The sequence below is a fragment of the Massilia forsythiae genome, assembly GCF_012849555.1.
GTDB lineage: Bacteria > Pseudomonadota > Gammaproteobacteria > Burkholderiales > Burkholderiaceae_D > Telluria > Telluria forsythiae.
On record NZ_CP051685.1, the window covers coordinates 4,166,303 to 4,189,683 of the forward strand.

Annotated in this window: 15 protein-coding genes; 6 read left to right on the plus strand and 9 right to left on the minus strand. The window is 67.9% G+C overall.

Features of this window, described 5'->3' with window-relative positions:
- Nucleotides 1-537: a pyridoxamine 5'-phosphate oxidase family protein gene (locus tag HH212_RS17740; protein WP_170203682.1), complete on the plus strand. Its 537-nt coding sequence runs from the start codon at nt 1-3 to the stop codon at nt 535-537.
- 166 nt (nt 538-703) lie between these two features.
- Here HH212_RS17740 and HH212_RS17745 read toward each other — a convergent pair whose 3' ends face one another.
- Entirely contained in the window at nt 704-1,732 is a 1,029-nt protein-coding gene (locus tag HH212_RS17745) for an IS5 family transposase (protein WP_170203683.1), read from the minus strand.
- Nucleotides 1,733-2,027: 295 nt separating this feature from the next.
- Nucleotides 2,028-3,209, minus strand: coding sequence for an L-dopachrome tautomerase-related protein (locus HH212_RS17750; RefSeq protein ID WP_229217333.1), 1,182 nt, complete (start codon nt 3,207-3,209; stop codon nt 2,028-2,030).
- Between the two features lie 243 nt (nt 3,210-3,452).
- Here HH212_RS17750 and HH212_RS17755 point away from each other — a divergent pair, with 243 nt between their 5' ends.
- Nucleotides 3,453-6,338 carry a hybrid sensor histidine kinase/response regulator gene (locus tag HH212_RS17755; RefSeq protein WP_170203684.1) on the plus strand — a complete coding sequence of 962 codons (2,886 nt, stop codon included), beginning with the start codon at nt 3,453-3,455 and terminating at the stop codon, nt 6,336-6,338.
- 222 nt (nt 6,339-6,560) lie between these two features.
- Here the strand turns inward: HH212_RS17755 and HH212_RS17760 are convergent, their stop codons facing one another.
- Entirely contained in the window at nt 6,561-7,631 is a 1,071-nt protein-coding gene (locus tag HH212_RS17760; RefSeq protein WP_170203685.1) for an L-dopachrome tautomerase-related protein, read from the minus strand.
- Nucleotides 7,632-7,666: 35 nt separating this feature from the next.
- Nucleotides 7,667-8,809 carry a DNA topoisomerase IB gene (locus HH212_RS17765; protein WP_170203686.1) on the minus strand — a complete coding sequence of 381 codons (1,143 nt, stop codon included), beginning with the start codon at nt 8,807-8,809 and terminating at the stop codon, nt 7,667-7,669.
- Nucleotides 8,810-8,956: 147 nt separating this feature from the next.
- Here HH212_RS17765 and HH212_RS17770 point away from each other — a divergent pair, with 147 nt between their 5' ends.
- Together HH212_RS17770 and HH212_RS17775 are read left to right on the plus strand one after the other, a co-directional pair.
- Nucleotides 8,957-9,940 (plus strand): alginate lyase family protein, encoded by a 984-nt coding sequence (locus HH212_RS17770; RefSeq protein ID WP_170203687.1) that lies wholly within the window; start codon nt 8,957-8,959, stop codon nt 9,938-9,940.
- Between the two features lie 322 nt (nt 9,941-10,262).
- Nucleotides 10,263-10,556 (plus strand): hypothetical protein, encoded by a 294-nt coding sequence (locus tag HH212_RS17775; protein ID WP_211172359.1) that lies wholly within the window; start codon nt 10,263-10,265, stop codon nt 10,554-10,556.
- A 157-nt stretch (nt 10,557-10,713) separates the two neighbouring features.
- Here HH212_RS17775 and HH212_RS17780 read toward each other — a convergent pair whose 3' ends face one another.
- Nucleotides 10,714-12,066, minus strand: a complete 1,353-nt coding sequence (locus HH212_RS17780) for a YihY/virulence factor BrkB family protein (protein ID WP_229217334.1) — start codon at nt 12,064-12,066, stop codon at nt 10,714-10,716.
- A 340-nt stretch (nt 12,067-12,406) separates the two neighbouring features.
- Between HH212_RS17780 and HH212_RS17785 the strand changes: the two genes are divergently transcribed.
- Together HH212_RS17785 and HH212_RS27105 are read left to right on the plus strand one after the other, a co-directional pair.
- On the plus strand, nt 12,407-14,650 hold the full coding sequence (locus tag HH212_RS17785; protein WP_170203689.1) for a phosphocholine-specific phospholipase C: 2,244 nt from the start codon (nt 12,407-12,409) through the stop codon (nt 14,648-14,650).
- A gap of 64 nt (nt 14,651-14,714) precedes the next feature.
- The gene (locus tag HH212_RS27105) at nt 14,715-15,323 is read left to right on the plus strand and encodes a PEP-CTERM sorting domain-containing protein (protein ID WP_211172360.1); all 609 of its coding nucleotides are present in this window, start codon (nt 14,715-14,717) and stop codon (nt 15,321-15,323) included.
- Between the two features lie 21 nt (nt 15,324-15,344).
- On the opposite strand, the gene HH212_RS17795 is transcribed toward HH212_RS27105, so the two are convergent.
- The 4 genes from HH212_RS17795 to HH212_RS17810 all read right to left on the minus strand — a co-directional run bounded on the left by HH212_RS17795 (nt 15,345) and on the right by HH212_RS17810 (nt 23,381).
- Nucleotides 15,345-16,559, minus strand: coding sequence for a glycoside hydrolase family 88 protein (locus HH212_RS17795; protein WP_211172361.1), 1,215 nt, complete (start codon nt 16,557-16,559; stop codon nt 15,345-15,347).
- Between the two features lie 58 nt (nt 16,560-16,617).
- Nucleotides 16,618-18,243 carry a Na+/H+ antiporter gene (locus HH212_RS17800; protein ID WP_170203690.1) on the minus strand — a complete coding sequence of 542 codons (1,626 nt, stop codon included), beginning with the start codon at nt 18,241-18,243 and terminating at the stop codon, nt 16,618-16,620.
- A 255-nt stretch (nt 18,244-18,498) separates the two neighbouring features.
- Complete coding sequence (locus HH212_RS17805; RefSeq protein WP_170203691.1) at nt 18,499-20,721, minus strand: TonB-dependent receptor plug domain-containing protein; 2,223 nt, start codon at nt 20,719-20,721, stop codon at nt 18,499-18,501.
- Between the two features lie 422 nt (nt 20,722-21,143).
- On the minus strand, nt 21,144-23,381 hold the full coding sequence (locus HH212_RS17810; protein WP_170203692.1) for a hybrid sensor histidine kinase/response regulator: 2,238 nt from the start codon (nt 23,379-23,381) through the stop codon (nt 21,144-21,146).

Here is a 23,381-nt window from a genome sequence, read left to right on the forward strand (position 1 = left end):
ATGGATTCGATCAATCGCAACCAACCGGAAGAGAACCGCCGCGACCTCGGCGGCGCCGACGCCATCAAGCGCGTCAAGGACATGACCGACGATGCCGAGAGCTGCTTCTTCGTCACCGCCGCGGCCACCGGCGAAACCAACGGCGTGCGTCCGATGAGCGTGCGCAAGTCCGATGACGCCGGCAACCTGTGGTTCCTGAGCGCGAGCGACAGCCACAAGAACCAGGAACTGGCATCGAACCCGGCGCTGAAACTGTACTTCCAGATCGGCGCCCATTCCGGCTTCCTGGAGCTGGAAGGCAAGGCGGAAGTGTCGCAGGACCGCAGCAAGATCAAGGAGCTGTGGAACCCGCTGCTGAAGACCTGGTTCACCGAGGGCGAAGACGACCCGCGCATCACCGTGATCCGCTTCGTACCGCAGACCGGCTACTACTGGGACAACAAGCACGGCGACGTGGTCGCCGGCGTGAAGGTGGCGGTCGGGGCCGTGCTCGGCAAGACGCTGGACGATTCGATCGAGGGACGTTTGACGTTCTGATCGACGTTTCGATGCTTGAGGCCACCTCGAATAACCCAGTTTTGAACGTCAGCAGGCAATCTGAACCACGATTTAGCGTGCCGCGACTCTCCGACAACGCGATTTTTGATCGCGACACGTACATGAACAGGCTGGTTTGGCAGCCGCAGGCTGCCAAACCGTGGGTTTAGAACGGTGCCAGACCGCGTTCTTTCAAGAATACGAGACGCTTGAGGTTGTAACTGGCAGCCTTCAACTGCAGGACGAAGGTCGTGCGCACGATGCCGAGGCAGCGCACCAGTTTTCCACCCATTTGAGCCAGGGCGCCGAATACATGCTCGACACGGGCTCGCGGTGTGGCGATCGCGCGGTTGCGCCGTTTCTGCGTCTCGGAAATGCCTTTGGTCGCATGGCCGCGTCGTTGAATATGCACGCGCCACCCGGCTTGTTTCAATCTGGCTTCGCGTTCGATACTGGGGTAGCCACGGTCGGCATAGACATCCCGGCTTGTGTTGCTCAGGTCGAGCAATTCCTCGAAGACCGTGGTGTCGGCTACGGCAGCATGGGTGATGGCGATCTTGCGGATCAGCTTGCAACGCTTGTCGACGCTGGCGTGCAGCTTGTACCCAAAATGATTCTTGCCGTGCTTTTTGGTCCACTTGGCATCGACGTCCTTTTGCGCGCGCTTATGCGGTTTCCAGCCTAGCGGCATCGTGCCTTCCTTGACCGTCTCGGCCTCTTCCCGCTTGTTACGTTGAACCGGGGCTTGGACCAGCGAAGCGTCGACGATCTGGCCGCAGCGGGCAAGATAGCCTTGCGACAGCAGCTGTTGCTGGACTTGCTCGAATACTTGATTGCCTACGCCTGCCTGGGCCAAACGGTCACGGAACAGCCAGATCGTCTTGGCGTCGGGGATGCTGCTGCTTTCCGTCAGGTCCAGAAAACGCAGGAAGCTGCGCCGGTCCAGCAACTGATACTCCAGCGCGTCGTCGGCCAGGTTGTAGAGCTGTTGCAGCACCAGGATCTTGATCATCAACACTGTCGGGTATGGCGGACGGCCGCCCTTGGCACGCGACGGACGCGGCGCGGCGGCATCGATGCTCCCCGCCAGCGCCTCGAAATCCACATGCTCGGCCAGGCCCACCAGCGGATCGCCCAGCTTCGCGCGCCGGTCCTCGCGCTCCTGCTCGGCAAATAGACTGATCCGGGGTTTCATCACGGCGACACTCACTGGCTTGGTTCGATCTCAAGATTTTACCCAGCCGGCGTCAGGTCAGCCGAGGTTTTTAGAGGTGGCCTTGAATAAGGCCCGGTTCCGGCAATGCCGAAACCGGGCCTTTTTCGCATCCGTCACCAACACCACCGTCGTCCCCGCGCAGGCGGGGACCCATACCGAGTAACGACATTCGGCGGAGTTGGAATCCCGCTAAATCGACGTTCGTGAAATTCTGGCTAGCTGATTTCTTTCGCCTCAGCATGGGTCCCCGCCTGCGCGGGGACGACGGTCGGGTTTACCGCGGCAGCTTGAATTTCCACAGCTGCGTCGGCAGTGCCGGCGGCGCGTCCTTGTTGAAGAACGCGGAATCCTGGATGCGCGAGGTGGTCACGTACAGCGACCCGTCCGGACCCTGGCTGAAGGTGTCCGGCCAGCGCAGGCGCGCATCCTGCACGATCGTGCGCAGCGTACCGGTGGCGCCCTGCGCCAGGTCGCGCGCCTTGATCGCGTTGTCCTGCATCGAGGTGAGGTACAGGGTCTCGGTGCCGCGTCCGATCCACAGGCCGTCGGTGGGACCGATGTTGCCGAAGTTCTGCACGCTGCCGCTCACGTCCTGGCCGGCCAGGCCGCCCGACTCCAGCACCCTGGTCTGGATGCGGTACAGCGTGTTGCCGGTCAGCGCCTTGTAGTACAGCCAGGCGCCGTCCGAGGAGAGGGCGATGCCGTCCGCGGCGAACAGCACCTTGCGGCCGTCCGGGTAGCGCACCGGCTTGCCGTCGGTGGTCACCACCACGCCTTTCTCGGGCTGCGTGGACGGATGGCCGTCCAGCACGCGCCTGGCGTTGCCGTTCGAAAGGTCGACGACAACCAGCGCGCCGCGCTGGCCGGAATCGGTGAGGTAGGCATAGCGGCCGTCGCGCGAAAAGCGCATGTCGTTCAGGTAGGAGCCGGGAATCGCCACGTTCTGGTCGAAGCGGATCACCTGCGCCACGCGGTTGGTCTTCAGGTCGATGCGCACCAGCTTGGCGCCGTCCGGCACCAGGCCGTCGTTGCCGGGCGCGGCCGGATCGATCACCCACAGGTTGCCGCGGCCGTCCGCCACTACGCTCTGCACGCATACCCAGTGGTCCTGCGGGCTGATCTCGTCGCGCTTGACGTTGCGCCAGGCATTCCATTCGGCGTCGGGGTAGGGCTTGAGCGAGCCATCGGCCATGACTTCCGCCACCGACACCGCCGAGTCCTCGGTCCAGCGCGGGAAATTGACGAAGGTGCGGCCGTTCTCGGCGACCGTGACGCCGGTGACCTGGTGGCCGAACTGCGCCACCTGCTGCAGGGCCGCATGGTTGCCTTTCGATATCGGTGCTTGCGACGCGGCCGTGGCGGCTTGCGCTGCCGGTTGCGCGTGCGCCGGCCCCATGCCGATGGCGGCTGCGGCGAATGCGAGGGCCAGGAAACCCGGGGTGATCTTGATGCTCATGCCTGCCTCCGTGAAGTGGTAAAAATAGTGGATTCGACGGCGCGGGGCCGCTGGGAGGCACGATTCTGGCAGGGTGACCCCGTCTTCGATGTAGGCGCACGCCTGTTCAGATGTCGGAATCCTTCTCGAAGCATGGCAAAAAATAATTGAACAAACGGCATGGAAGACAAACGGACGCAACTTCGGCACGTCGCGCGCGCGTTCAGTAGAATACGGACCTCGTTCACCTCGTTTTCCCGAGACATGCCTGACAAAGCCCTGACTTTCCTCGACGGCGGCGGCAAGACCGCCGAGCTGATCCGCGCCTTCCCCTGGTCGGATACCGCCCTCGGCCCGCTCGAGCGCTGGCCGGCCGGCTTGAAGACGACCGTGGCCCTGATCCTGCGTTCGCCGGTGCCGATCGTCACGCTGTGGGGCGAGGATGGCTACATGATCTACAACGACGCCTATTCGGTGTTCGCGGGCGGGCGCCATCCGCGCCTGCTGGGCACCAAGGTGCGCGAGGGCTGGCCCGAGGTCGCCGCCTTCAACGACAACGTGATGAAGGTGGTCATGCAGGGCGGCATCCTCAGCTATGCCGACCAGGAACTGACGCTGCACCGCCATGGCCGTCCCGAGCAGGTCTGGATGAACCTGGATTATTCGCCGGTGATCTTCGAGCGCGGCGACATCGCCGGCGTGATCGCGGTGGTGGTCGAGACCAGCGCCAAGGTGCAGGCCGAAGCGCGCCTGCGCGAGAGCGAGGCCAAGTTCCGCGCCTTCGCCCAGGCCATGCCGCACCATGTGTGGACCGCGCCGGCGGACGGCCAGCTCGACTGGTTCAACGAGCGTGTGTACGAATATTCGGGCGTGGCCGGCGGCGCGCTGGATGCGGACGGCTGGGCGGCGCTGGTGCATCCGGACGACCTCGAGGCCGTGGTCCAACGCTGGCGCGAGGCGGTGGCGGCGGGGAGCCGCTACGACGTCGAATTCCGCATCCGCCGCCACGACGGCGCCTACCGCTGGCACCTGGCGCGCGCGCTGCCGATGCTGGACCAGGACGGCAAGGTCACGCGCTGGATCGGCAGCAATACCGACATCGAGGACCAGAAGTCGACGGCGCAGGCGCTGGTATCGCTGAACGCCACGCTGGAAGAGCAGGTGACCTCGCGCACCGCCGAGCGCGACCGCATCTGGCGGCTGTCGAAAGACCTCATGCTGATCGCCGACTTCGAAGGACGCCTGGCGGCGGTGAACCCGGCCTTCACCGCCACGCTCGGCTGGCGCGAGCAGGAAGTGCTGGGCACCTCGCTGCTGGAACTGATCCACCCGGACGACGTGCAGTCGACCGTGCAGCAGATCGGGTCGCTCAGCGGCGGCAACCACGTGTTCCGCTTCGAGAACCGCTACCGCCGCAAGGACGGCAGCTATTGCACGCTGTCGTGGACGGCGGTGCCGGGCGACGACCACATCAACGCCATCGGGCGCGACATCACCGCCGATTTGCAGCAGGCCGAAGCCATGCGCCGCACCGAGGCGGCGCTGCAGCAGGCGCAGAAAATGGAAACCATCGGCAAGCTGACCGGCGGCGTGGCGCACGACTTCAACAACCTGCTGCAGGTCATTTCCGGCAACCTGCAATTGCTGGCGCCGCAGCTGGCCGACATGCCGGTCGGCCGCCGTCGCGTGGAAAACGCGCTGGCCAGCGTCCAGCGCGGCGCCAAGCTGGCCAGCTCGCTGCTGTCGTTCGCGCGCAAGCAGCCGCTCGAGCCGAAGGTGGTCAAGGTCGGGCGCCTGATCACCGGCATGGAAGACATGCTGCGCCGCACCCTGGGCGAGGAAATCGAGATCGAGACCGTGATCTCGGGCAGCCTGTGGAGTACCGCGATCGACGTGGCGCAGGTGGAGAACGCGATCCTCAACCTGGCCATCAATGCGCGCGACGCCATGGCCGACGTGGCCGAGGGCGCCGGGCGCCTGACCATCGAGGTCAACAACGCGCTGCTGGACGCCAACTACTGCGCCACCCATCCGGACGTGGCGCCGGGGCAGTACGTGGTGATCGCCGTCAGCGACACCGGCACCGGCATGCCGCCCGAGGTGCTGCAGCAAGCCTTCGAGCCGTTCTTCTCGACCAAGGCCGAGGGCAAGGGCACCGGCCTGGGCCTGTCGATGGTGTACGGCCTGGTCAAGCAGTCCGGCGGCCACATCAAGATCTACAGCGAGGTCGGCGAGGGCACCACGATCAAGCTCTACCTGCCGCGCTCGCGCGCCGCGGAAGATGCCTACGAGGCGCTCGACATGCAGCCGGTGGTGGGCGGCAGCGAGACCGTGTTGGTGGCCGAGGACGACGACGCCGTGCGCGCCACCGTGGTCGAGATGCTGACCGAACTGGGCTACCGCGTGCTCAAGGCGAGCGACGCCAGCGCCGCGCTGACCGTGATCGACAGCGGCATCCCGATCGACCTGCTGTTCACCGACGTCGTCATGCCGGGACCGCTGCGCAGCCCGGACATGGCGCGCAAGGCCAAGGAGCGCCTGCCGGACCTGGCGGTGCTGTTCACCTCCGGCTATACCGAGAACGCGATCGTGCACGGCGGCCGCCTGGATGCCGGCGTCGAACTGATCGGCAAGCCGTACACCAAGGAGAGCCTGGCGAGAAAGATTCGCCACGTGCTGGCCAACGAGAAGCAGAAGCAGGCGGCCAGGGCCAATCCGCTGCCGGCCGCCGTGGCGCTTGACCCTGCGCCCGCCGCGCCGTCCGCCGCTGCGGCGCCGGGCGATGGTACGGTGTTGAAGGTGCTGCTGGTGGAAGACGAGACCACCATCCGCGACAACACGCGCGACATGATCGAGTACCTGGGCCACGAGGTGATCGCCGTGGCCAGCGCCGAGGAAGCGATGCCGCACCTGTCGCGCGATGTGAACGTGCTGCTGACCGACCTGCAGCTGCCGGGCATCCAGGGCACCGACCTGGCGCAGCTGGCCCGGGCGCAGTTTCCGGATATCGCGGTGCTGCTGGCCAGCGGCTATGGCGGTACGGTAGCGATTCCGGGCGTGCGGGCATTGCCGAAGCCGTACACGCTGGAGATGCTGGGGGAGGCGCTGGCGGAGTTGGTGAAACCCGAGAAGAAGGCGGTGGTACTGTAAAGGCCAGGCCAGCTGCCTGATAATGTTTCGGCAGCGCTGCGACCGGCCGGCGGCAGAGAGACCGTCGTCCCCGCGCAGGCGGGGACCCATGCGGCGTTACCGAAGTCGCGCATGCAGACACGTCGCGGTATTGCAACGGTTCGCGAATTGCGTTGCTCACCATGGGTCCCCGCCTGCGCGGGGACGACGCGGATTTTATCTTCTGTCCATCATCGACTTCCCTTACCCCGCAAACACCAGCTTCCACAACTGCGTCGGCAAGGCCGCCGGCGCGTCCGGCTTGAACAGCGCGGAGTCCTGGATGTGCGAGGTGGTCACGTAGATCGTGCCGTCCGGTCCCTGGCTGAAGGTGTCCGGCCAGCGCAGGCGTTCGTCCTGCACCACGATGCGCGGTTCGCCGGACGGCCCGGCGGCCAGGTTGCGTACCTTGATCGCATTGTCCTCGACCGCGCTCAAATACATGTCGTCGGTGCCGCGCGCGACCAGCAGGCCGTCGCTGACGCCGTTCCTGCCGTAGGCTTCCACCTGGCCCGATACGTCTTCGCCGCGCAGGCCGGCGCCGACCAGGGCGGCGGTCGGGATGCGGTACAGGTCCTCGCCCTTGATCGCCTGCCAGTACAGGTAGTCGCCGTCCTTGGACAGCTCGATGCCGTCGGCCGAGAATTCCACGCCGCGGCCGTCCGGGCGGCGCAGCACCTCGCCGTCGACCTTGACGTTGAAGCCTTTCTTCATCTGCGTCGACGGATGGCCGTCCAGCAGGCGCACGGTCTTGCCGGCGCCGATGTCGACCACCAGGATGGCGCCGGTGACGCCGGAATCGGTGATGTAGGCGTATTTGCCGTCCTGCGAGAAGCGCACGTCGTTCAGGTAGGAACCCTGCGGCGCGGCCTCTTCGTCGAAGGCGATGGTCTGCGTTACCTTGTCGGTGCTCAGGTCGATGCGCACCAGCTTGGCGCCCTGGTCCACCATGTGCGATTGCGCCGGCGCCGCCGGGTCGAGCACCCACAGACTGCCGCGTCCGTCGGCGACCACGCTCTGCACGCACACCCAGTGGTCGTGCGGTGTGACCTCGTCCTTTTTCGCGTTGCGCCAGGCGTTCCATGCCTCGTCGGGGTAGGGCACCAGCGAACCGTCCTTCAGTTCGGCCACCGAGATCGCATTGTCCTCGGTCCAGCGCGGGAAGTTGACGAAGATGCGGTTGTCCTCGGAGACCGAGATGCCGGTCACCTGGTGGCCGAAGTCCGCCACCAGCTCGATCGTGCAGGCGCCCTTGGACGCGGAAGTTGAAGTCATCGTGTGTTCCTTTGTCGATGTGGTTGAATGGGGTATCAGGCGGCGCGCCGCTTGACCTGCAGGCCGGCGTCCTTGGGTGCGTCCTGCGCCAGGCGCAGCTGCAGCATGGTCAGCACCGCCGCCTCCTCGGGTTCCAGCTCGTGCAGTTCCTGCACCAGCTTTTGCTCGGCGCGCGCGCGCAGGCCTTCGATCATGGTGCCGTCCAGGTAGGCGTCCAGCACGGCCGGGTGCACGTAGCACTTGCGGCAGACCGACGGCGTGTTGCCGAGCTTTTCCGACACCGATTCGATGGCGCGCACCACGTTCTTCTTGGCCTGCGCCTCGGAGTCGAACTTCTCGAATTCCTGCAGCGCCAGCGCGGCCAGCACCGTGCCGGACCAGGTGCGGAAATCCTTGGCGGTATAGTCTTCGCCGGTGATGTCGCGCAGGTAGTCGTTGACGTCGCCGGAATCGACCGTGTGGCGCTCGCCATCCTCGTCCAGGTACTGGAACAGGTCCTGCCCCGGCAGGTCGCGCGTGCGCTGGATGATGCGCGCCAGGCGCTTGTCGTGCACCTTGACGTCGTGGTGCACGCCGCTCTTGCCGCGGAAGCTGAACTCGACCTCGCTGCCGTCGATCTTGACGTGGCGGTTGCGCAGCGTGGTCAGGCCATACGATTTGTTTTCGCGCGCGTACTCGTCGTTCCCGATGCGCATCATGGTCGCTTCCAGCAGGTAGACGATGGTGGCCAGCACCTTCTCGCGCGGCAGGCCGGGCAATTTCAGGGCGCGGTCGACGTCCTTGCGGATCTGCGGCAGCGCCTTGCCGAAGTTGATCATGCGCTCGTATTTCACCTCGTCGCGCGTGCTGCGCCACTTGGCGTGATAGCGGTACTGCTTGCGCCCGCGCGCGTCGCGCCCGGTGGCCTGCAGGTGGCCGTTGGCCTGCGGGCAGATCCACACCTCGGTCCAGGCCGGCGGGATCACCAGCGCCTTGATGCGCGCCAGCGTGGCCTCGTCGTCGACCGTGTTGCCCTTGGCGTCCAGGTAGCGGAACCCGTCCTTGACGGCCTTGCGGCCGATGCCGGGGCGGTCGTCGTGGACGTAGCGCAGCCCGGCCGCCTTGGCGGCGGTGGACGGGTCGGCGTTCGGGATGGCGTTGCTCTCTTTGTCTGCGGCGGATCGTTCGTCGTTCTTCATTCCTGTCACCTCGGTAAGGCAGGGCCTGCCGAAGGACAGTCTATGCATTTGCGCCGGGCGCACCGTACGGGAACTAACTTTGCGGACACGGCATGCGGATGGCCGTTCCCGCTTGCAGGCATAATCGCGGCAAGCCCAGGAGGAACCATGCCGCACCGTATCCCGAACCGTCGCCCCTTTTCGCCAGGCCTGTACACCGCGGCGCTGCTGCTGGCCTGCACCGGCAGCTTGGCCACGGCCTGCGAGGCGCCGCCGCCGGCGGTGCGCGACATCGACGCCAACGGCTACTACAGCGACAGCCATCATTCGATCGTCGACCCGGCGCTGAAGGCGCGCAACGAGGCCGCCGTCAAGCCGGTCACCGATTACCTGAACGCGGTGGCGCACGCGGCCGACGCCTGGTCGCGCGGCCAGGACCCGGCGCAGGCGCGCTGCGCGCTCGACTGGCTGGCGAGTTGGGCCGGCCAGGATGCGCTGCTGGGCAGGATGACGACCGAGCAGTCGTACTACACGCGCAAGTGGACACTGGCGGGCCTGGCGCTGAGCTACGCGCGCGTACAGCCGGCGGCGGCGCAGGAACAGCGCCGCCGCATCGAGCGCTGGCTGCTGGCGCTGGCCGACGCCACCATGCGCCATGCGGACGCGCACAAGGGCATCCGCAACAACCATTATTACTGGGAAGGCCTGGCGGTGGCCGCCACCGGCGCGGTGACCGGCGACGCGCACAGCCTGGCCTGGGGCCGGCGCGTGTTCGATGACGCGATGGGGCAGGTCCAGCCGGACGGCACGCTGCCCTACGAGCTGGCGCGGGGCGGGCGGGCGCTGGCCTACCACCTGTTCGCGGCGGCGCCGCTGGTGATGCTGGCTTCGATCCTCGACGTGCAGGCGGCGCCGCTGGACCGGTTGGTGGCCTTGTCGGTGGCCGCCGCCGCCGATCCTTCGATCATGGAAAAGCTGGCAGGCGTGCGCCAGGAGCGCCAGGATGGGGTGCCGGGGTGGATCGCCATCTGGCAGCGCCATGGCGGGCGCCTGGCCGCGCCGCTCGTGCCGCCGGCGCGCAACTTCGATGCGCGCATGGGCGGGGACCGGAATCGCGCCAATCCGCTCGAACATGTGCATGCGCTTCCCTGACGCGGCTACCGGCGTTCTTCCCATAGGCCGAAGTCGTGCATCGGGCGCATGGTGTCGTTGAGTCGAAGCGTCTGGTTCGCGCCGCATGCGCCGGGCGCTGAGACAAGAATGGCTTAATGGCCTCGCAGCGTATCGACGAGGCTGTACCGATATGGAGAGTTACGCAGACTCATCCATTTCTCGATTTGCCTTGCTCACGTTCTTGCCAATACCGGTCTTTCGGCTCATCCACCAATACGACAGTCCGCCTGCGAATCCAGATCCACAATAATTCAAGGAATCATAAAGACCAGATTCCATCCAATTGTCTGATATGAACGGTTTGGAAACCTCGATCCAGAAGGGTATGGCACAGATGCATCCGGCCATTCCGAATTGCCACCAGCGTGCCAGACGGAGCTTCCAAAAAATGAGCGTCAGCGGCAAACCGAAGACGATTGCCGTACCTATCGCGACGGGGAAACCGAAAAGCCAGAATATCGGCAACGCACACCAGATTTTCGTGCCGTTTACAAGCCCAACGCCACAGGTCGAGCAGGTCGCAGCTGTTACGCCGATGACGGCTGCGGAAACGAGCGTTGGGACCGGCTTGGGAGTTAAATGCATCGGCTCTTGATCAATACTGTTACTTGGTCATGGCGCACAACCTCGCCACCAGTTCGTCAGCCATATGGAGCGCGTCGCGGCCTTATGGCATAGCGGCGAAACGCTCCCCATCAATGACTTATCCGGCCTGTTCAGCGAGTCGTGACATGAACGAAGGAAACGTGCGGCTATTTCGTTTTGCTGTTCGCGTACACCCACGTATATTCAGCGCCAAACAGGAAGATCTGCGCCGAGTAATAGAACCACGCGATGAGAATCACGAAAGAACCGGCCGCGCCGAAGCCCGAGGCCACGCTCGATTTCGCGAGGTACAGCGCGATCAGGGATTTGCCCACGTTGAAGAGCAAGGCCGTGACTGCGGCACCCATCCAGACATCGTGCCAGGAGATCTTCGCGGTCGGCATGAGCTTGTAGATCATCGCAAACAGCACCGTGAAGATGGCCAGCGATGCGATGAAATTCAATGCGCTTGCCAGCACGCTTTCGGCTGCGCTTCCGCCGCCCAGCCAATCGCCCGCGGCGGCGAGCCCGGCGCTGACGACGAGCGAAAGCATCAGCATGAACGCCAGTCCGAGAACCAGGCCGAAGGACAATACGCGGCTGCGCAACCACCCCCAGATGCCGGACGGTTTCGCTTTCGCCGGCACTTCCCAGATGCGGTCCAGGTCGGTTTGCAGCTCGGCGAAGATCGCCGTTGCGCCCATCAGCAAGAGAACCCCGCCGACGATGCTGGCGACGATGCCGGTGGACGGTTCATGCGCGGCTTGCAGCAAGCCCTGCACGGCGCTCGCGCCTTCCTCGCCCATGATGCCTTGCAGCTGCGCGATGATCGCGCCTTGTGCGGCGTCCTGTCCAAAGACCATGCCGGTGATCGCGATGATGAGGACCAGCAGCGGCGCCAGGGAAAACAGCGTGTAATACGACAGCGCCGCCCCCATGCTCGGCGCGTAATCGTCCATCCAGGCGTTGGCCGCCGCCAGGAAGATCTGCCACTGCCTGCCGATGAAGCTCGATGCGCTGTGTTCGAACTTCGGGCGCGCGGGCGTGGCCGGTTCCGCATCCTTTACCTCGGATGCGCGCTCGGCCATGCGCGGCGGCACATAGCCCGTGTCTTTCCGGACCGGGGCGGATGCGTCGACGCTGGCATCGTTGATGGCCGAGACGACGGACGCTGCCACGGAGACGAGAAAGCTGCCCACCTTCAGCATATTGCCGGCATCGCGGGTGCGTTCCGGCGCTTTCTTGTGTTCCGGCGCTTTCTTGTGTTCCGGCGCTTTCTTGCGTACGGGGGCTTTCTTGCCGAGCACAGGGGCCTTCTTGCCGAACACTGGGGTTTTCTTGCGCCTGACGTAAGCATAGCTGGCTGCCGCGACGCCCAGTACGGCGGCGCCACGCACATACGGAGAGGAAAGGACGTCGGCAGCCTTCGATTTCAAGGTGTCGAATTGCTCTTTCATTCCCGGTTCGGCGGCAACTGCGCCGGTCTGGACGTCACGCATGTCGTGAGCGTTGTTGGTCATATTGTCCTCATCTGGTTGGCATTCGTGCCGGACGGCCTTGGCGGGACGGCCGAATGGTTCGATTCTTCGATTTCTTCGTTGACTTGAGTGCGACGAAGGCCGCTGCCGGCCGCATGCAGTCGTTCGGCCCAGCATAACAGATTGGCAAGCTCGATACCCTGCTCGCGTGGTGTGGCCGGCCACAGCCGGCTCATTGGCGGTTTCTACCCGCATCGGTCCTTGTCATGGCGGCGTCATCCACGCCGGTTACATTGGCGCAGTCTTGCCGCCATAGCGCCATGACAACGACATGCAACCACTTGTGTTGCATGCGAAACCAGTCAACGTCCCGGATAAGCCCATGACTTCACGCCGCCATTTTCTCCGCAACAGCGCCCGCGCGGGCATCGCCGCCGCCACCTACGCCGGCTTTCCCGCCTCGATTCAGCGCGCGCTCGCGATCCCGGCCAACAACGCGACCGGCACCATCCGCGACGTCGAGCACGTGGTGATCCTGATGCAGGAAAACCGCGCGTTCGACCATTATTTCGGCACGCTGCCCGGCGTGCGCGGCTTCGGCGACCGCTTTACCATCCCGCTGCCGGAAGGGCGCAGCGTGTGGCAGCAGCGCCTGGCCAACGGCAGCGTGGTGACGCCGTTCCACCTGGACGGCAGCGTCGGCAACGCCCAGCGCGCCAACGGCACGCCGCACGACTGGAACGACAGCCAGCAGGCCTGGGACAACGGCCGCATGGACCAGTGGCCGCGCTACAAGAACCCGATCTCGATGGGCTACTTCAACGAGAACGAGATCCCGTTCCAGTTCGCGCTGGCCAACGCCTTCACGCTGTGCGACGCCTACCACTGCGCGATGCATACCGGGACCGACGCCAACCGTTCGTTCTTCCTGACCGGCACCAACGGCGCGGTGCCGACCGACACGGCCTTCGTCACCAACGAGTGGGACGCCATCGACGGCACCGCCGCCGGCGTTAATACCGGCTACACCTGGACCACCTACGCCGAGCGCCTGGAGGCGGCCGGCGTGCGCTGGATGAGTTACCAGAACATGCCGGACGAGTGGGGCGACAACATGCTGGGCGCGTTCCGCCAGTTCCGGCGCGCCAACATCGCCTCGGGCTACCCGGTGTCCAGCGGCGGTGCGCCGGGCAAGCCCTACACCAATACCGGCCAGGCCGTGCCCTACCACGCCTACGACGCGGCTACCGACAACCCGAACAATCCGCTCTACAAGGGCATCGCCAACACGCTGCCGGGCACCCAGCCCGAGCAATACCTGGACGCGTTCAAGCGCGACATCCGCGAGGGCAGGCTGGCGCAGGTGTCGTGGGTCAACGCGCCGTCGATCTATTGCGAGCACCCCGGGCCGTCCAGCCCGGTGCAGGGCGCCTGGTTCATCCAGGAGGTGCTGGACGCGCTGACGGCCGACCCCGCGGTCTGGAGCAAGACCGTCCTGATCGTCACCTACGACGAGAACGACGGCTACTTCGACCACGTGCCGTCGCCGTCGGCGCCGTCGCCGGACGGCAAGGGCGGCTATGCCGGCAAGACCACGATGGCGCCGGCCGACCTGGCGCCCGAGTACTACACCCATGGCCGGCCGTTGGGCAGCACCAGGCAGCCGGCGGCCGACGGCCGCGTGTACGGACCCGGTCCGCGCGTGCCGCTGTTCGTGATCTCGCCCTGGAGCCGCGGCGGCTGGGTCGACTCGCAGGTGTTCGACCACACGTCCGTGCTGCGCTTCCTGGAGGCGCGCTTCGGCGTGCGCGAGCCGAACATCGGCGCCTTCCGCCGCGCCGTGTGCGGCGACCTGACCAGCGCCTTCAACTTCGCCACGCCCAACGCCGAAGCCTTGCCGGTGCTGCAGGGCCGCAAGGACCGCGGCCAGGCCGACGCCCTGCGCGCCGCGCAGCAACGGCTGGCGCAGATCGCGCCGCCGGCGGCGCCGCAGCTGCCGCTGCAGGCTGCCGGCACGCGGCCGTCGCGCGCGCTGCCGTACGAACTGGCCACCACCTGCGAGGTGCTGCCCGGCGCCACCATGGCCGCCGTGCAGGTGGCGCTCACCTTCGCCAATACCGGGCGCCAGGCCGCCGTGTTCCACGTGTACGACCGCAACAACCTGGCGGCGCTGCCGCGCCGCTACGCCGTCGAAGCCGGCAAGTCGCTGGCGGATGCCTGGACGCCCGCGGTCGGGGGCGGCTACGATTTGTGGGTGCTGGGACCGAACGGCTACCACCGCCACTTCACCGGCAGCGCGCTGCGCGCCGTCGCCGCGGGCCAGCCGCGTCCGGACGTACAGGTGCGCTGCGACGCCGCAACCGGCGAACTGGTGCTGCGCCTGGTGAACGGCGGGACGGCGCCGTGCACCTTCAACCTGGGCGCCAACGCCTATGCGCCGCTGCGGCAGATGCACACGGTCGCGGCGCGCAGCGAACTGGCGCTGCGCATACCGGTCGCCGCCAACGGCTACTGGTACGACGTCAGCGCCACCGTGTCGAGCCAGCCCGACTGGGTGCGCCGCTTCGCCGGCCGCGTCGAGACCGGCCGCCACACGGTCAGCGACCCGGCGCTGGGCCGAGGCTGACCGGGCGCGGCAGCCGGCATGCCGCCGGCTGCCGCCAATCGAACCAATATCGAACAGGAATTCCATGCATCCTTTTACTGGCAACTTCGTCCGCAATGCCGTCCGCAACGTCGTCGCGGGCGCCGTCATCGCACTGGCCGCGCCCCTGGCCTCGGCCACCGTGCTGGGCTTCGACGACATCGTCGGCCCGGACGGTTTCGCCGCGGTGCCGGGCAACTACGGTGGACTCGACTGGTCGGACGCCGGCCTGTCCGTCTTCACCGGCGAGCAGGCGCCGTTCAGCGCCCATTCCGGCCAGGGCCGCGTCACTACCGACTGGATCGACGGCGGCCCGGCCGCCAGCACCATCCGCTTCCTGGCGCCCACGGTGTTTGGCGGCGCCTGGTTCGCCGGCTATGGCGACAGCAGCGTGCGTTTCGACCTCTACCTGGCCGGGCAACTGGTCGCCAGCTCGGCCGCGCTGCCCTTGTCGGAGACGCCGGTTTTCCTGGCCGCCGGCTGGAACGGCGCCATCGATACGGTCGTCGTGGCGAGCGGCGCCCAGGCGTCGTACGTGATGGACGACCTGAGTTTCGAGAGCGTGGTGGAGGTGCCGGAACCGGGCTCGCTCGCGCTGGTGCTGGCCGGAATGGGACTCGCCGGTGCCGTGCGGCGGCGCCGCTCGAAACACTGAGCCGCGTGGCGGCCGACGGCACTAGCGCCCGGCGCGCGCCGCCTTCAAGCGCAGCACGGCTTCCAGGAAATAGTAATCCGCATAGTTGAGCGGCACGTCGATTTCCGTTCCGCCCGGCTTGTGGCCGGTCGCATGCTTGAGCAGGAAACCGCCGTTTTCCCCCGGCGCGGCCAGGTAGGCGCGCGAGGACAGGCTGCGGATGGTCTGCTCGGCGGCATCGCGGTAGCGCGCCGCCGCCGCGCGCTCGACGAACCCGGCCAGTTCCAGCAGCGCGGAAGCGGCGATGGCCGCGGCCGCCGCATCGCGCGGCGCGTCCGGGATGGCCGGGTCGTCGAAGTCCCAGTACGGCACCTTGTCGGCCGGCAGGCGCGGATGGCCGAGCCAGAAGGCGGCGCTGCGCTGCGCCTGCGCCAGGTAGGCCGGGTCGCGCGTCTCGCGGTACATCATGGTGTAGCCGTACAGGCCCCAGGCCTGGCCGCGCGCCCAGGCCGAGCCGTCGGCATGGCCTTGCACCGTGACGCGCGCGCGCACCGCGCCGGTGTGCGGGTCGTAGTCGACCAGATGGACGCTGGAGCCGTCGGGGCGGAAGTGGTGCTTCAGCGTGGTGCCGGCGTGGGCGACGGCGACCTCGCGGTAGCGCGGCTCGCCGGCGGCGCGCGCGGCCCACATCAACAGCTCCAGGTTCATCATGTTGTCGATGATGACCGGGTAGGCCCAGGCGCTGCCGGGTTCGACGTCCCAGGACTGGATCGCGCCCACTGTCGGATCGAAGCGCGTCACCAGCGTGGTGGCGCCGGCCAGCAGCGCGTCGCGGTAGCGCATGCGTTCGGCCGGGTCGGTGCTCAAGCGCCAGCCGTTGCCGTAGCCGGCCCCCAGCATGAAGCCGACGTCGTGCTGGCGCTTGTCGAATTTCGCCGGCGCGGTGCGCTCGGTGTAGCGCCGCGCGGCGCTGCGCCAGATCTCGTCGCCGGTGGCCTCGTACAGGTACCACAGCGAACCGGGAAAGAAGCCGGCGGTCCAGTCGCCCGCATCGACCGTCCTGATTTCACCGCGCTCGACGGTGCGCGGAAAGCCGGGCTTGTCCGCGACGGCGGACAGCAGGACGCGGTATTGCGCGGCCGCCGTGCGGATGTCGCGCTCGACCAGCGCAGCGACCGGCTCGGCGGCCTGCGCCGCGCCGCAGCCGGCGCCGATGCCGATGCAGCCCATCAGCAGAATGCGATAAACGGTTTTCATCGGGCGCATGGCAATCCGGGAGAGATGAACGGCATCGTGCCGGCCGGGACCGGGGCGGTCAGCCGTAACGGGCCTCGACCAGGTCGATCTCGTGCAGCAGCTTGCGCGCGGTCTCGTCGGAAATCTCGCCGCGGCGTCCCATGCGCAGGATGGTGTCGCGCTCGGCATTGAGGCCGGTCAGGCGGTAGTCGCGTTCGGCATCGCGCGCCACTTCGGGATGCGGGTCTCCTTCGGCGCCCCGGATCGCCCGCAGCCGCTGGCGGTACAGGTTGGCCACGCGGCCGGAGACCTGGGCGTGCAGCTCGCGGTCGCCGGCGTCGGCGCGCGCACGTCCGGCCTTTTCGATGGCCGTCACCGCCGCCGCGATGGCGATGTTGCGCGCCTCGTCCTCGTCCTGTTCGGAGGTCGCTTCATGCGGCACCTCCAGTCCGCGCAGCAGGCGCGGCAGGGCGACGCTGGCCAGCACCAGCGAGACCACGATCACGGCGGCGGCCAGCAGGATCGCCAGGTGGCGCGCCGGGAACGGCGAGCCGTCCGGCAGCACCAGCGGCAGCGTCAGCACGCCGGCCAGGGTCAGGGCGCCGCGCACGCCGGCGAACGAGGTCGCCAGCACCAGGCGCAGGCGCGGCTGGTACACCTGCTGGCCGAGACGGCGCTGGTTCAGCAGCGTCAGGCTGAGCGAGACCCACACCCAGACGAAGCGCAGCGCCACCAGGCCCAGGCTGAGCGCCAGTGCCATGCCGGCCAGCCACCAGGGGTGGAAGGGCAGGCCGCCCGGCGGGTGCAGGGCGCCGCGCAGCACGTCCGGCAGCTGCTCGCCCAGCAGCACGAACATCACGCCGTTGAGCGCGAACTGCAGCGTGTCCCAGATCATGTTGCGGCGGATGCGCGTGGCCGGCGTGGCGATGCCGCTCAGCTCCACGTAGCTCATGGTGACGCCCGCCGCCACCGCCGCCAGGATGCCGGACGCTTCCAGGCGCTCGGCGACCAGGTAGGCGCCGAACGGCATCAAGAGATTGACCAGGATCGGCACGCCCTGGTCTTCGCCGAAGCGGCGCAGCACGAAGGTATGGATGCGCGAGATCGCCAGCGTGACCAGCACGCCGGCGGCGATGCCGCCCAGCGCCACCCACAGGAAGGTGGCGCTGGCCTTGGCCAGCGAGAACTGGCCGGTCATGGCGGCGGCGACGGCGAAGCGGAAGCACACCAGGCCGCTGGCGTCGTTGAGCAGCGATTCGCCCTCGATGATGTGCATCAGGCGCGGCGGCACCGGGATGCGGCTGGTGATGGCCGACACCGCCACCGGATCGGTCGGCGCCACGATCGCCGCCAGCGCGAACGCCACCGGCAGCGGCATCGCGGGAATCAGCCAGTGCATCAGGAAGCCGGCGCCGAGCACGGTGAACAGCACCAGGCCGAGGGCCAGCTCGATGATCGTGCCCTTGTCGCGGAACAGGCCGACCTTGGGAATGCGCCAGCCGTCCAGGAACAGCAGCGGCGGCAGGAACAGCAGGAAGAAGATGTCGGGTTCGAGCGCGATGCCGTGCTTGAACACGCCCGAGATGACCGCGCCCAGCGCGATCTGGATCAGCGGCAGCGGCACCGCGAACGGCAGCATGCGCCCGAGGTAGCCACTGGCGATCACGGCGAGCAGCATCGCCAGGACGACTTCGACCGACTCCATCCCTTGTTCCTTTTTCGTTTGTCAGGGACCGATGATAAAGGTTATTGCTCGGATGGGTCCATTTGCTGCGAAAAACCGTCGTTCCAGGCACTGCCTGAAACGACTCCCCGCGCAGGCGGGGACCCATGCTAAGCATCCACAGTTGCTATTTCTGAAATATTCCAGTTGCTTCAATGGTAATGAATTCTGTTGCTCAGCATGGGTCCCCGCCAAGGGGGCCGCCAAGGCCGGGGACGACGCACCGTGCGGCTGTGGCTACAGCGCCGCCTCGAACTGCACCCGCAGCGCGGCGCGCCGCGGTGTCGCCACCAGGCGCTGTTCGAGCACCGTGCCGTCCGCGTACAGCTGGCCGCCGCGGCGCGTGCGCCGCAGCAGGTCGGGCATCGTCACGCGCCACTGGCCGCCGTTGGCCGGCCAGGCGGCGTAGGCTTCCAGCTCGCGCACGGCGCCCTCGATGGCGGTCAAGGCCGGCGTGACGCGCGCCGTGTTGGCGCCGACCACGTGCAGGTTGACGCCGGCCGTCGGCGCTGGCAGACCCTGTGCCGGCGCCGTGCCGAAGCGTGCGTCGGCGCCCAGGTTGAGCGTGAACGGCGCCTGCGCCGCCAGCCGGTTGCCGGGGCCGGGCAGGGCGTCCACGTGCGACCAGTTGCGTCCGAGGTTGGCGCGCAGGTCGAGCGCCGGCCAGCCAGCAATGGACGCCGCCGCCGGCGCCGGCAAGGGCAGCCTGGCGTCGAACTCGATGCCGCGCACGCTCGCGCCGCCGCCGTTGGCCGGGGTGGCGACCCAGGCGCCGCCGGCGTCGCGCCACAGGCGCTGCAGCACCACGTCGCGGATGCGGCGCGCGTACAGCGAGACGCTGGCCATGCCGCCGCGCGCGAAATACGATTCCAGCGCGGCGTCCAGCCCCCACGCCAGTTCCGGGCGCAGGCCCGGATTGCCTTCGAAGTCGGGGTTGGCCGGGTTGTTGTCGTTGTTGACCGTGTAGCGGCGCGGCACCAGCTGGCGCGGCTGCGGCGCCTTGTAGGTGCGCGCCAGCGCCAGGCGCAGCTGGTCACGCGGTCGGCCCGGCAGCTTCCACACCAGCTGGCCGATCGGGCTGAACACCGAGGACGCCGACGCGACGGCGGCGGAGTCGCCGGCGCCGGTGCGCGTGTCCAGGCCCTCCCAGCGCAGGCCGAGATAGGCCTGCAGGCCGGGACGTGGCGTCCATTCGTCCTGGGCGTACAGGGCCAGCCGGCCGATGCGGGCGTCGTAGGCCTGGTCCAGGACGGCGTACGGCGCTTGTGTGGCGGTGCCGGCGGCGGCGCCGGCGCCGGCCGGCAGGCTGTCGCGCTGCAGACGATTTTCGGTGCGCTGGGTGAGCGCGCCTTCCCAGCCGAGCGCGATGTCATGGCCGTTCCACAGCGGCGCCACGTATTTGCCGCTGCTGCTCGCGCGGCGCTCGGCCGCGCCCGAGCCGACGGCGCGCTCGAACCAGGGGATGCCCGCACTATCGATGCCACGGAACAGGTAGTCGCCCGGACGCCGGTTGGCTTCCACGCCGGCCTTGAGCGCCAGGCGGCCGGCGTCGAAGCGGTGCGCCCAGGTCAGGTCGCCCTTGGCCAGCCGGGTGTCGTACACGCCGCGCCAGCGCGCATCCGGCGACGCGGTCGGCGCGCCCAGCAGCGTGGTCTCCAGCTGGCGTCCGCCGAAGCGGTTGCGCGACAGGTCGAACAGCCCCTGCAGGGCGAGCGTGTCGCCGCCGTCCAGCCTGGCGTCCAGGCGCGGTGCCACGGTCAGCCTGGTCAGGCGCGCATCGTCGCGCTCGTCGAAGCGGCGCCGCGCGACCGGCACGCCGGCGGTCTCGGAACGCTCGTCGATCCGCGGCGTATCGAGCGTGCGCGTCTGCGCCAGGCTGGCGTTGACGCCGACGGCATGGCCGCCCAGGCGCCCCGACCATTGCAGCGCGGCGTTGGGGCTGGTGCGCGCCTGCGCCCGTTCCACCCCGAGCTTGAGGCGCGGTGCGGCGCCGGACCCCGCGGCGCCGGACCCGGCGCCGGCCTTGCGCAGCACGATGTTGATCGAGCCGGCCGGCGACTGGGTACCGGTGTCGGCGCTGGCGCTGCGCAGGATCTCGACCCGCTCGACCAGGTCGGGCGACAGCGTGTCGATGGCGAAGCCGGCCGGCGCCGGTTCGCCGTCCAGCAGGATCTGCGTATAGCCGGCGCCCAGGCCGCGCAGGCGGATCTCGCTGCCGGCCACGCTGACGCCGCTCTGGCGTTTCAGCGCGCCGGACAGGGTGGTGTCGCCGTAGCGCGCCAGTTCCTCGCGCCCGACCACGATGCGGCCGACGCCGCTGTCGCGGCGCTGCGCCTGCGCGTCCGGTGCCTTGATTTCCACCTGCTGCATGGCGGGCGGCGCCGTCGTGTCCTGGGCCAGGGCGGCGCCATCGGTCAGCAAGGGGAGGGACAGCAGCAGGGCGGGCACACGGCGGAACATGGTCGGGATGGCAATGAAAAGTGGCAATCCGGCAAGTATAAACAGCCGCGCGTGCCATTTACAGTCCGAGTGACGAAGCGCCGCCGGCGTGGGACGAGGCCGCCTGCCGGCCTGCCGCCCGTATCCGGCGCCGTAACCCTGGCCGTCGTTTCCGGCACTGCCGGAAACGACTTGCCGGCACTGCCGGAAACGACTTCCCGCGCAGGCGCACTACTGTCCAAGATAGTATTGCTGGCCTAAAGACCGTCGTTCCAGGCATTGCCTGAAACGACTCCCCGCGTAGGCGGGGACCCATGCTGAGTGTCCAGGGTTGGCATTCTTGAAGCGTCCGAGCTACTTCGAATGCGCCGAATTCTGTTGCTCAGTATGGGTCCCCGCCTGCGCGGGGACGACGGGTATGCGCCGCGCCGCCCGTGCGCGCCTCAGCGCTTGATGTTCGCTTCCGCCGCCGCCGCCAGGATGTCCGACAGCTGGGTGGTGTTCACCGGCTTGACCAGGTAATGGTCGAACCCGGCCGCCATCGCGGTCTCGCGGTCTTGCTGGCGGCCGTAGCCGGTCATGGCGATCAGGGTGGCGCCGGCGGCCTGCGGCAGGGTGCGCAGGCGGCGCGAGAGTTCGTTGCCGTCGAAGTCGGGCAGGCCGATGTCGAGCAGGCAGACTTCCGGCACCAGGGTCTTGGCCAGTTCCAGCGCGTCGCCGGCGGAATAGGCCACTTCCACGCGGTGGCCGGCCGAGCGCAGGAACAACTGCAGCGTGTGCACGGCGTCGACGTTGTCGTCCACCAGCAGGATGCGCAGCGGCGCGCCGTCGTCCTGGCCGTCGCGCGCCGCCGGCTGCGGCGCCAGCACCACGTCCTGGGTGTGGCGCGGCAGGCGCACGGTAAAGGTCGAACCCTTGCCGGGGCCGGGGCTGGCGGCATGCACCGCGCCGCCGTGCAGCTCCACCAGGCTCTTCACCAGCGCCAGGCCGAGGCCCAGGCCGCCCTGCGAGCGGTCCGGCGTGCGCTCTGCCTGGGTGAACAGGTCGAACACCCGTTCCACCAGCGCCGGCTCCATGCCGATGCCGTCGTCGGCCACGGTCAGCACGTAGTCGTGGCCGTCGGCCGCCAGCCGCAGGTCGATGGCGCCGCCTTCCGGCGTGTACTTGGTGGCATTGCCCAGCAGGTTGGCCACCACCTGCACCAGGCGCTTGTGGTCGCCCTTGACGTGGCAGGGCAGCGGCGGCAGGTCGATCACCACGCGGTGGCGGCGCGCCGTGATCAGCGGGCGGATCTGCTCGGCGGCGTCGTCGACCACGCGTTTCAGGTCCAGCACCTGGGTCGACAGCGATACCAGGCCGCGCGTGACGCGCGAGACGTCCAGCAGGTCGTCCACCAGGCCGGTCATGTGGTCGACCTGGCGCACGATGATCGAGCAGGTCTGGGTGATCTGGACGTTGTCCGAGTGCAGCAGCTTGAGCAGGTGGGCGCCGGTGCTGATCGGCGCCAGCGGATTGCGCAGCTCGTGCGCCAGCATCGCCAGGAACTCGTCCTTGCGCTGGTCGGCGGCGCGCAGTTCGCGCTCGGCCAGCGAGCGTGCGGTTTCCTTCTTCTGCAGCGCGGACGCCATCCGGTCCAGCGCCTGCGCCAGGTTGCCGATCTCTTCGTTACCGTAGTCGATGCCGGAGCGCGCCTCCAGGTCGCCGGCGGCGATGCGCTCGGCGGTGCCCATCAGCTTGCGCACGCGCTTGACGATCAGCACGTCGCCCACCAGCCAGGCCGCCACCATCGCCAGCAGCGTGGTGGCGGCCAGCGCCAGCAGCGACATGACCTGGTCGTGGCGCGCGGCCGAGATGATGGTCTCGGTCGGGATGCCGATGGTGACGGTGTAGTCGGTCAGCGTCTGCGGGCCGACGCGCACGAAGGTGTGCAAGCGCTCGACGCCGTCCTCGCCGCGGATGGTGACGGCGCGCTGGCCGGCATTGGCGAGGGCATCCTTCATCGCCGCCGAGACCTTGGCACCGAGGTGGCGCTCGGGGTCCGGGCGGCGCGAGATGACGCCGCCGCGCGCGTCGTAGGTCGTCAGCACCGAACCGGCCGGCAGGTTGATGTCGTTGATGTAGGTGTCCAGGCCTTCCAGGTCCATCGCCGCGAACACCACCGCCAGCACCTTGCCGCTGCGGTCGATCACCGGGTAGGTGAGGTTGATGGTGTGCTTCTTGATCACGCGGCCGAACACGTAGTCGCCGGCGATGAAGCGGCGTTCGGAGATGGCGCGGCGGAAGTGGCTGCGGTCGCCCAGGTTGACCGGGTGCAGCAGCGGCACCGCACTGCAGGTCACGTCGCCGTTCAGCTGGATCAGGCCGAAGTTGACGAAGCCTTCGTTGCGGTCGAGGACATCCGACAGCAGTGAGGTGCACCTGGCGGTATCTTTCAGCAGGTCGGGCACGCTGGCCAGGTCGACCAGGATCTGGCGCGCGCCTTCGACCGACTGCGCCTCGTTGGCGGCGGCCATGCCGGTCAGGCGCCGCAGGTTTTCCTCGGACGCCTTGATGGCGTGTTCGCGTTCGCGCATGCCGGAGACCACCGTCATGACGGCCAGCGGCAGGATCGCCAGCGCCACCAGGAGCATCAGCCGGCTGCGCAGGCTGTTCAGCCTGAAATATCCCAATCTGCGGCTCAA

What these genes read in the sequence shown, in the direction of transcription:
- HH212_RS17740 (WP_170203682.1), top strand. Translation starts at nt 1, where the DNA reads ATGGATTCGATCAATCGCAACCAACCGGAAGAGAACCGCCGCGACCTC.
- HH212_RS17745 (WP_170203683.1), bottom strand. Translation starts at nt 1,732, where the DNA reads ATGAAACCCCGGATCAGTCTATTTGCCGAGCAGGAGCGCGAGGACCGG.
- HH212_RS17750 (WP_229217333.1), bottom strand. Translation starts at nt 3,209, where the DNA reads ATGAGCATCAAGATCACCCCGGGTTTCCTGGCCCTCGCATTCGCCGCA.
- HH212_RS17755 (WP_170203684.1), top strand. Translation starts at nt 3,453, where the DNA reads ATGCCTGACAAAGCCCTGACTTTCCTCGACGGCGGCGGCAAGACCGCC.
- HH212_RS17760 (WP_170203685.1), bottom strand. Translation starts at nt 7,631, where the DNA reads ATGACTTCAACTTCCGCGTCCAAGGGCGCCTGCACGATCGAGCTGGTG.
- HH212_RS17765 (WP_170203686.1), bottom strand. Translation starts at nt 8,809, where the DNA reads ATGAAGAACGACGAACGATCCGCCGCAGACAAAGAGAGCAACGCCATC.
- HH212_RS17770 (WP_170203687.1), top strand. Translation starts at nt 8,957, where the DNA reads ATGCCGCACCGTATCCCGAACCGTCGCCCCTTTTCGCCAGGCCTGTAC.
- HH212_RS17780 (WP_229217334.1), bottom strand. Translation starts at nt 12,066, where the DNA reads ATGACCAACAACGCTCACGACATGCGTGACGTCCAGACCGGCGCAGTT.
- HH212_RS17785 (WP_170203689.1), top strand. Translation starts at nt 12,407, where the DNA reads ATGACTTCACGCCGCCATTTTCTCCGCAACAGCGCCCGCGCGGGCATC.
- HH212_RS27105 (WP_211172360.1), top strand. Translation starts at nt 14,715, where the DNA reads ATGCATCCTTTTACTGGCAACTTCGTCCGCAATGCCGTCCGCAACGTC.
- HH212_RS17795 (WP_211172361.1), bottom strand. Translation starts at nt 16,559, where the DNA reads ATGAAAACCGTTTATCGCATTCTGCTGATGGGCTGCATCGGCATCGGC.
- HH212_RS17800 (WP_170203690.1), bottom strand. Translation starts at nt 18,243, where the DNA reads ATGGAGTCGGTCGAAGTCGTCCTGGCGATGCTGCTCGCCGTGATCGCC.
- HH212_RS17805 (WP_170203691.1), bottom strand. Translation starts at nt 20,721, where the DNA reads ATGTTCCGCCGTGTGCCCGCCCTGCTGCTGTCCCTCCCCTTGCTGACC.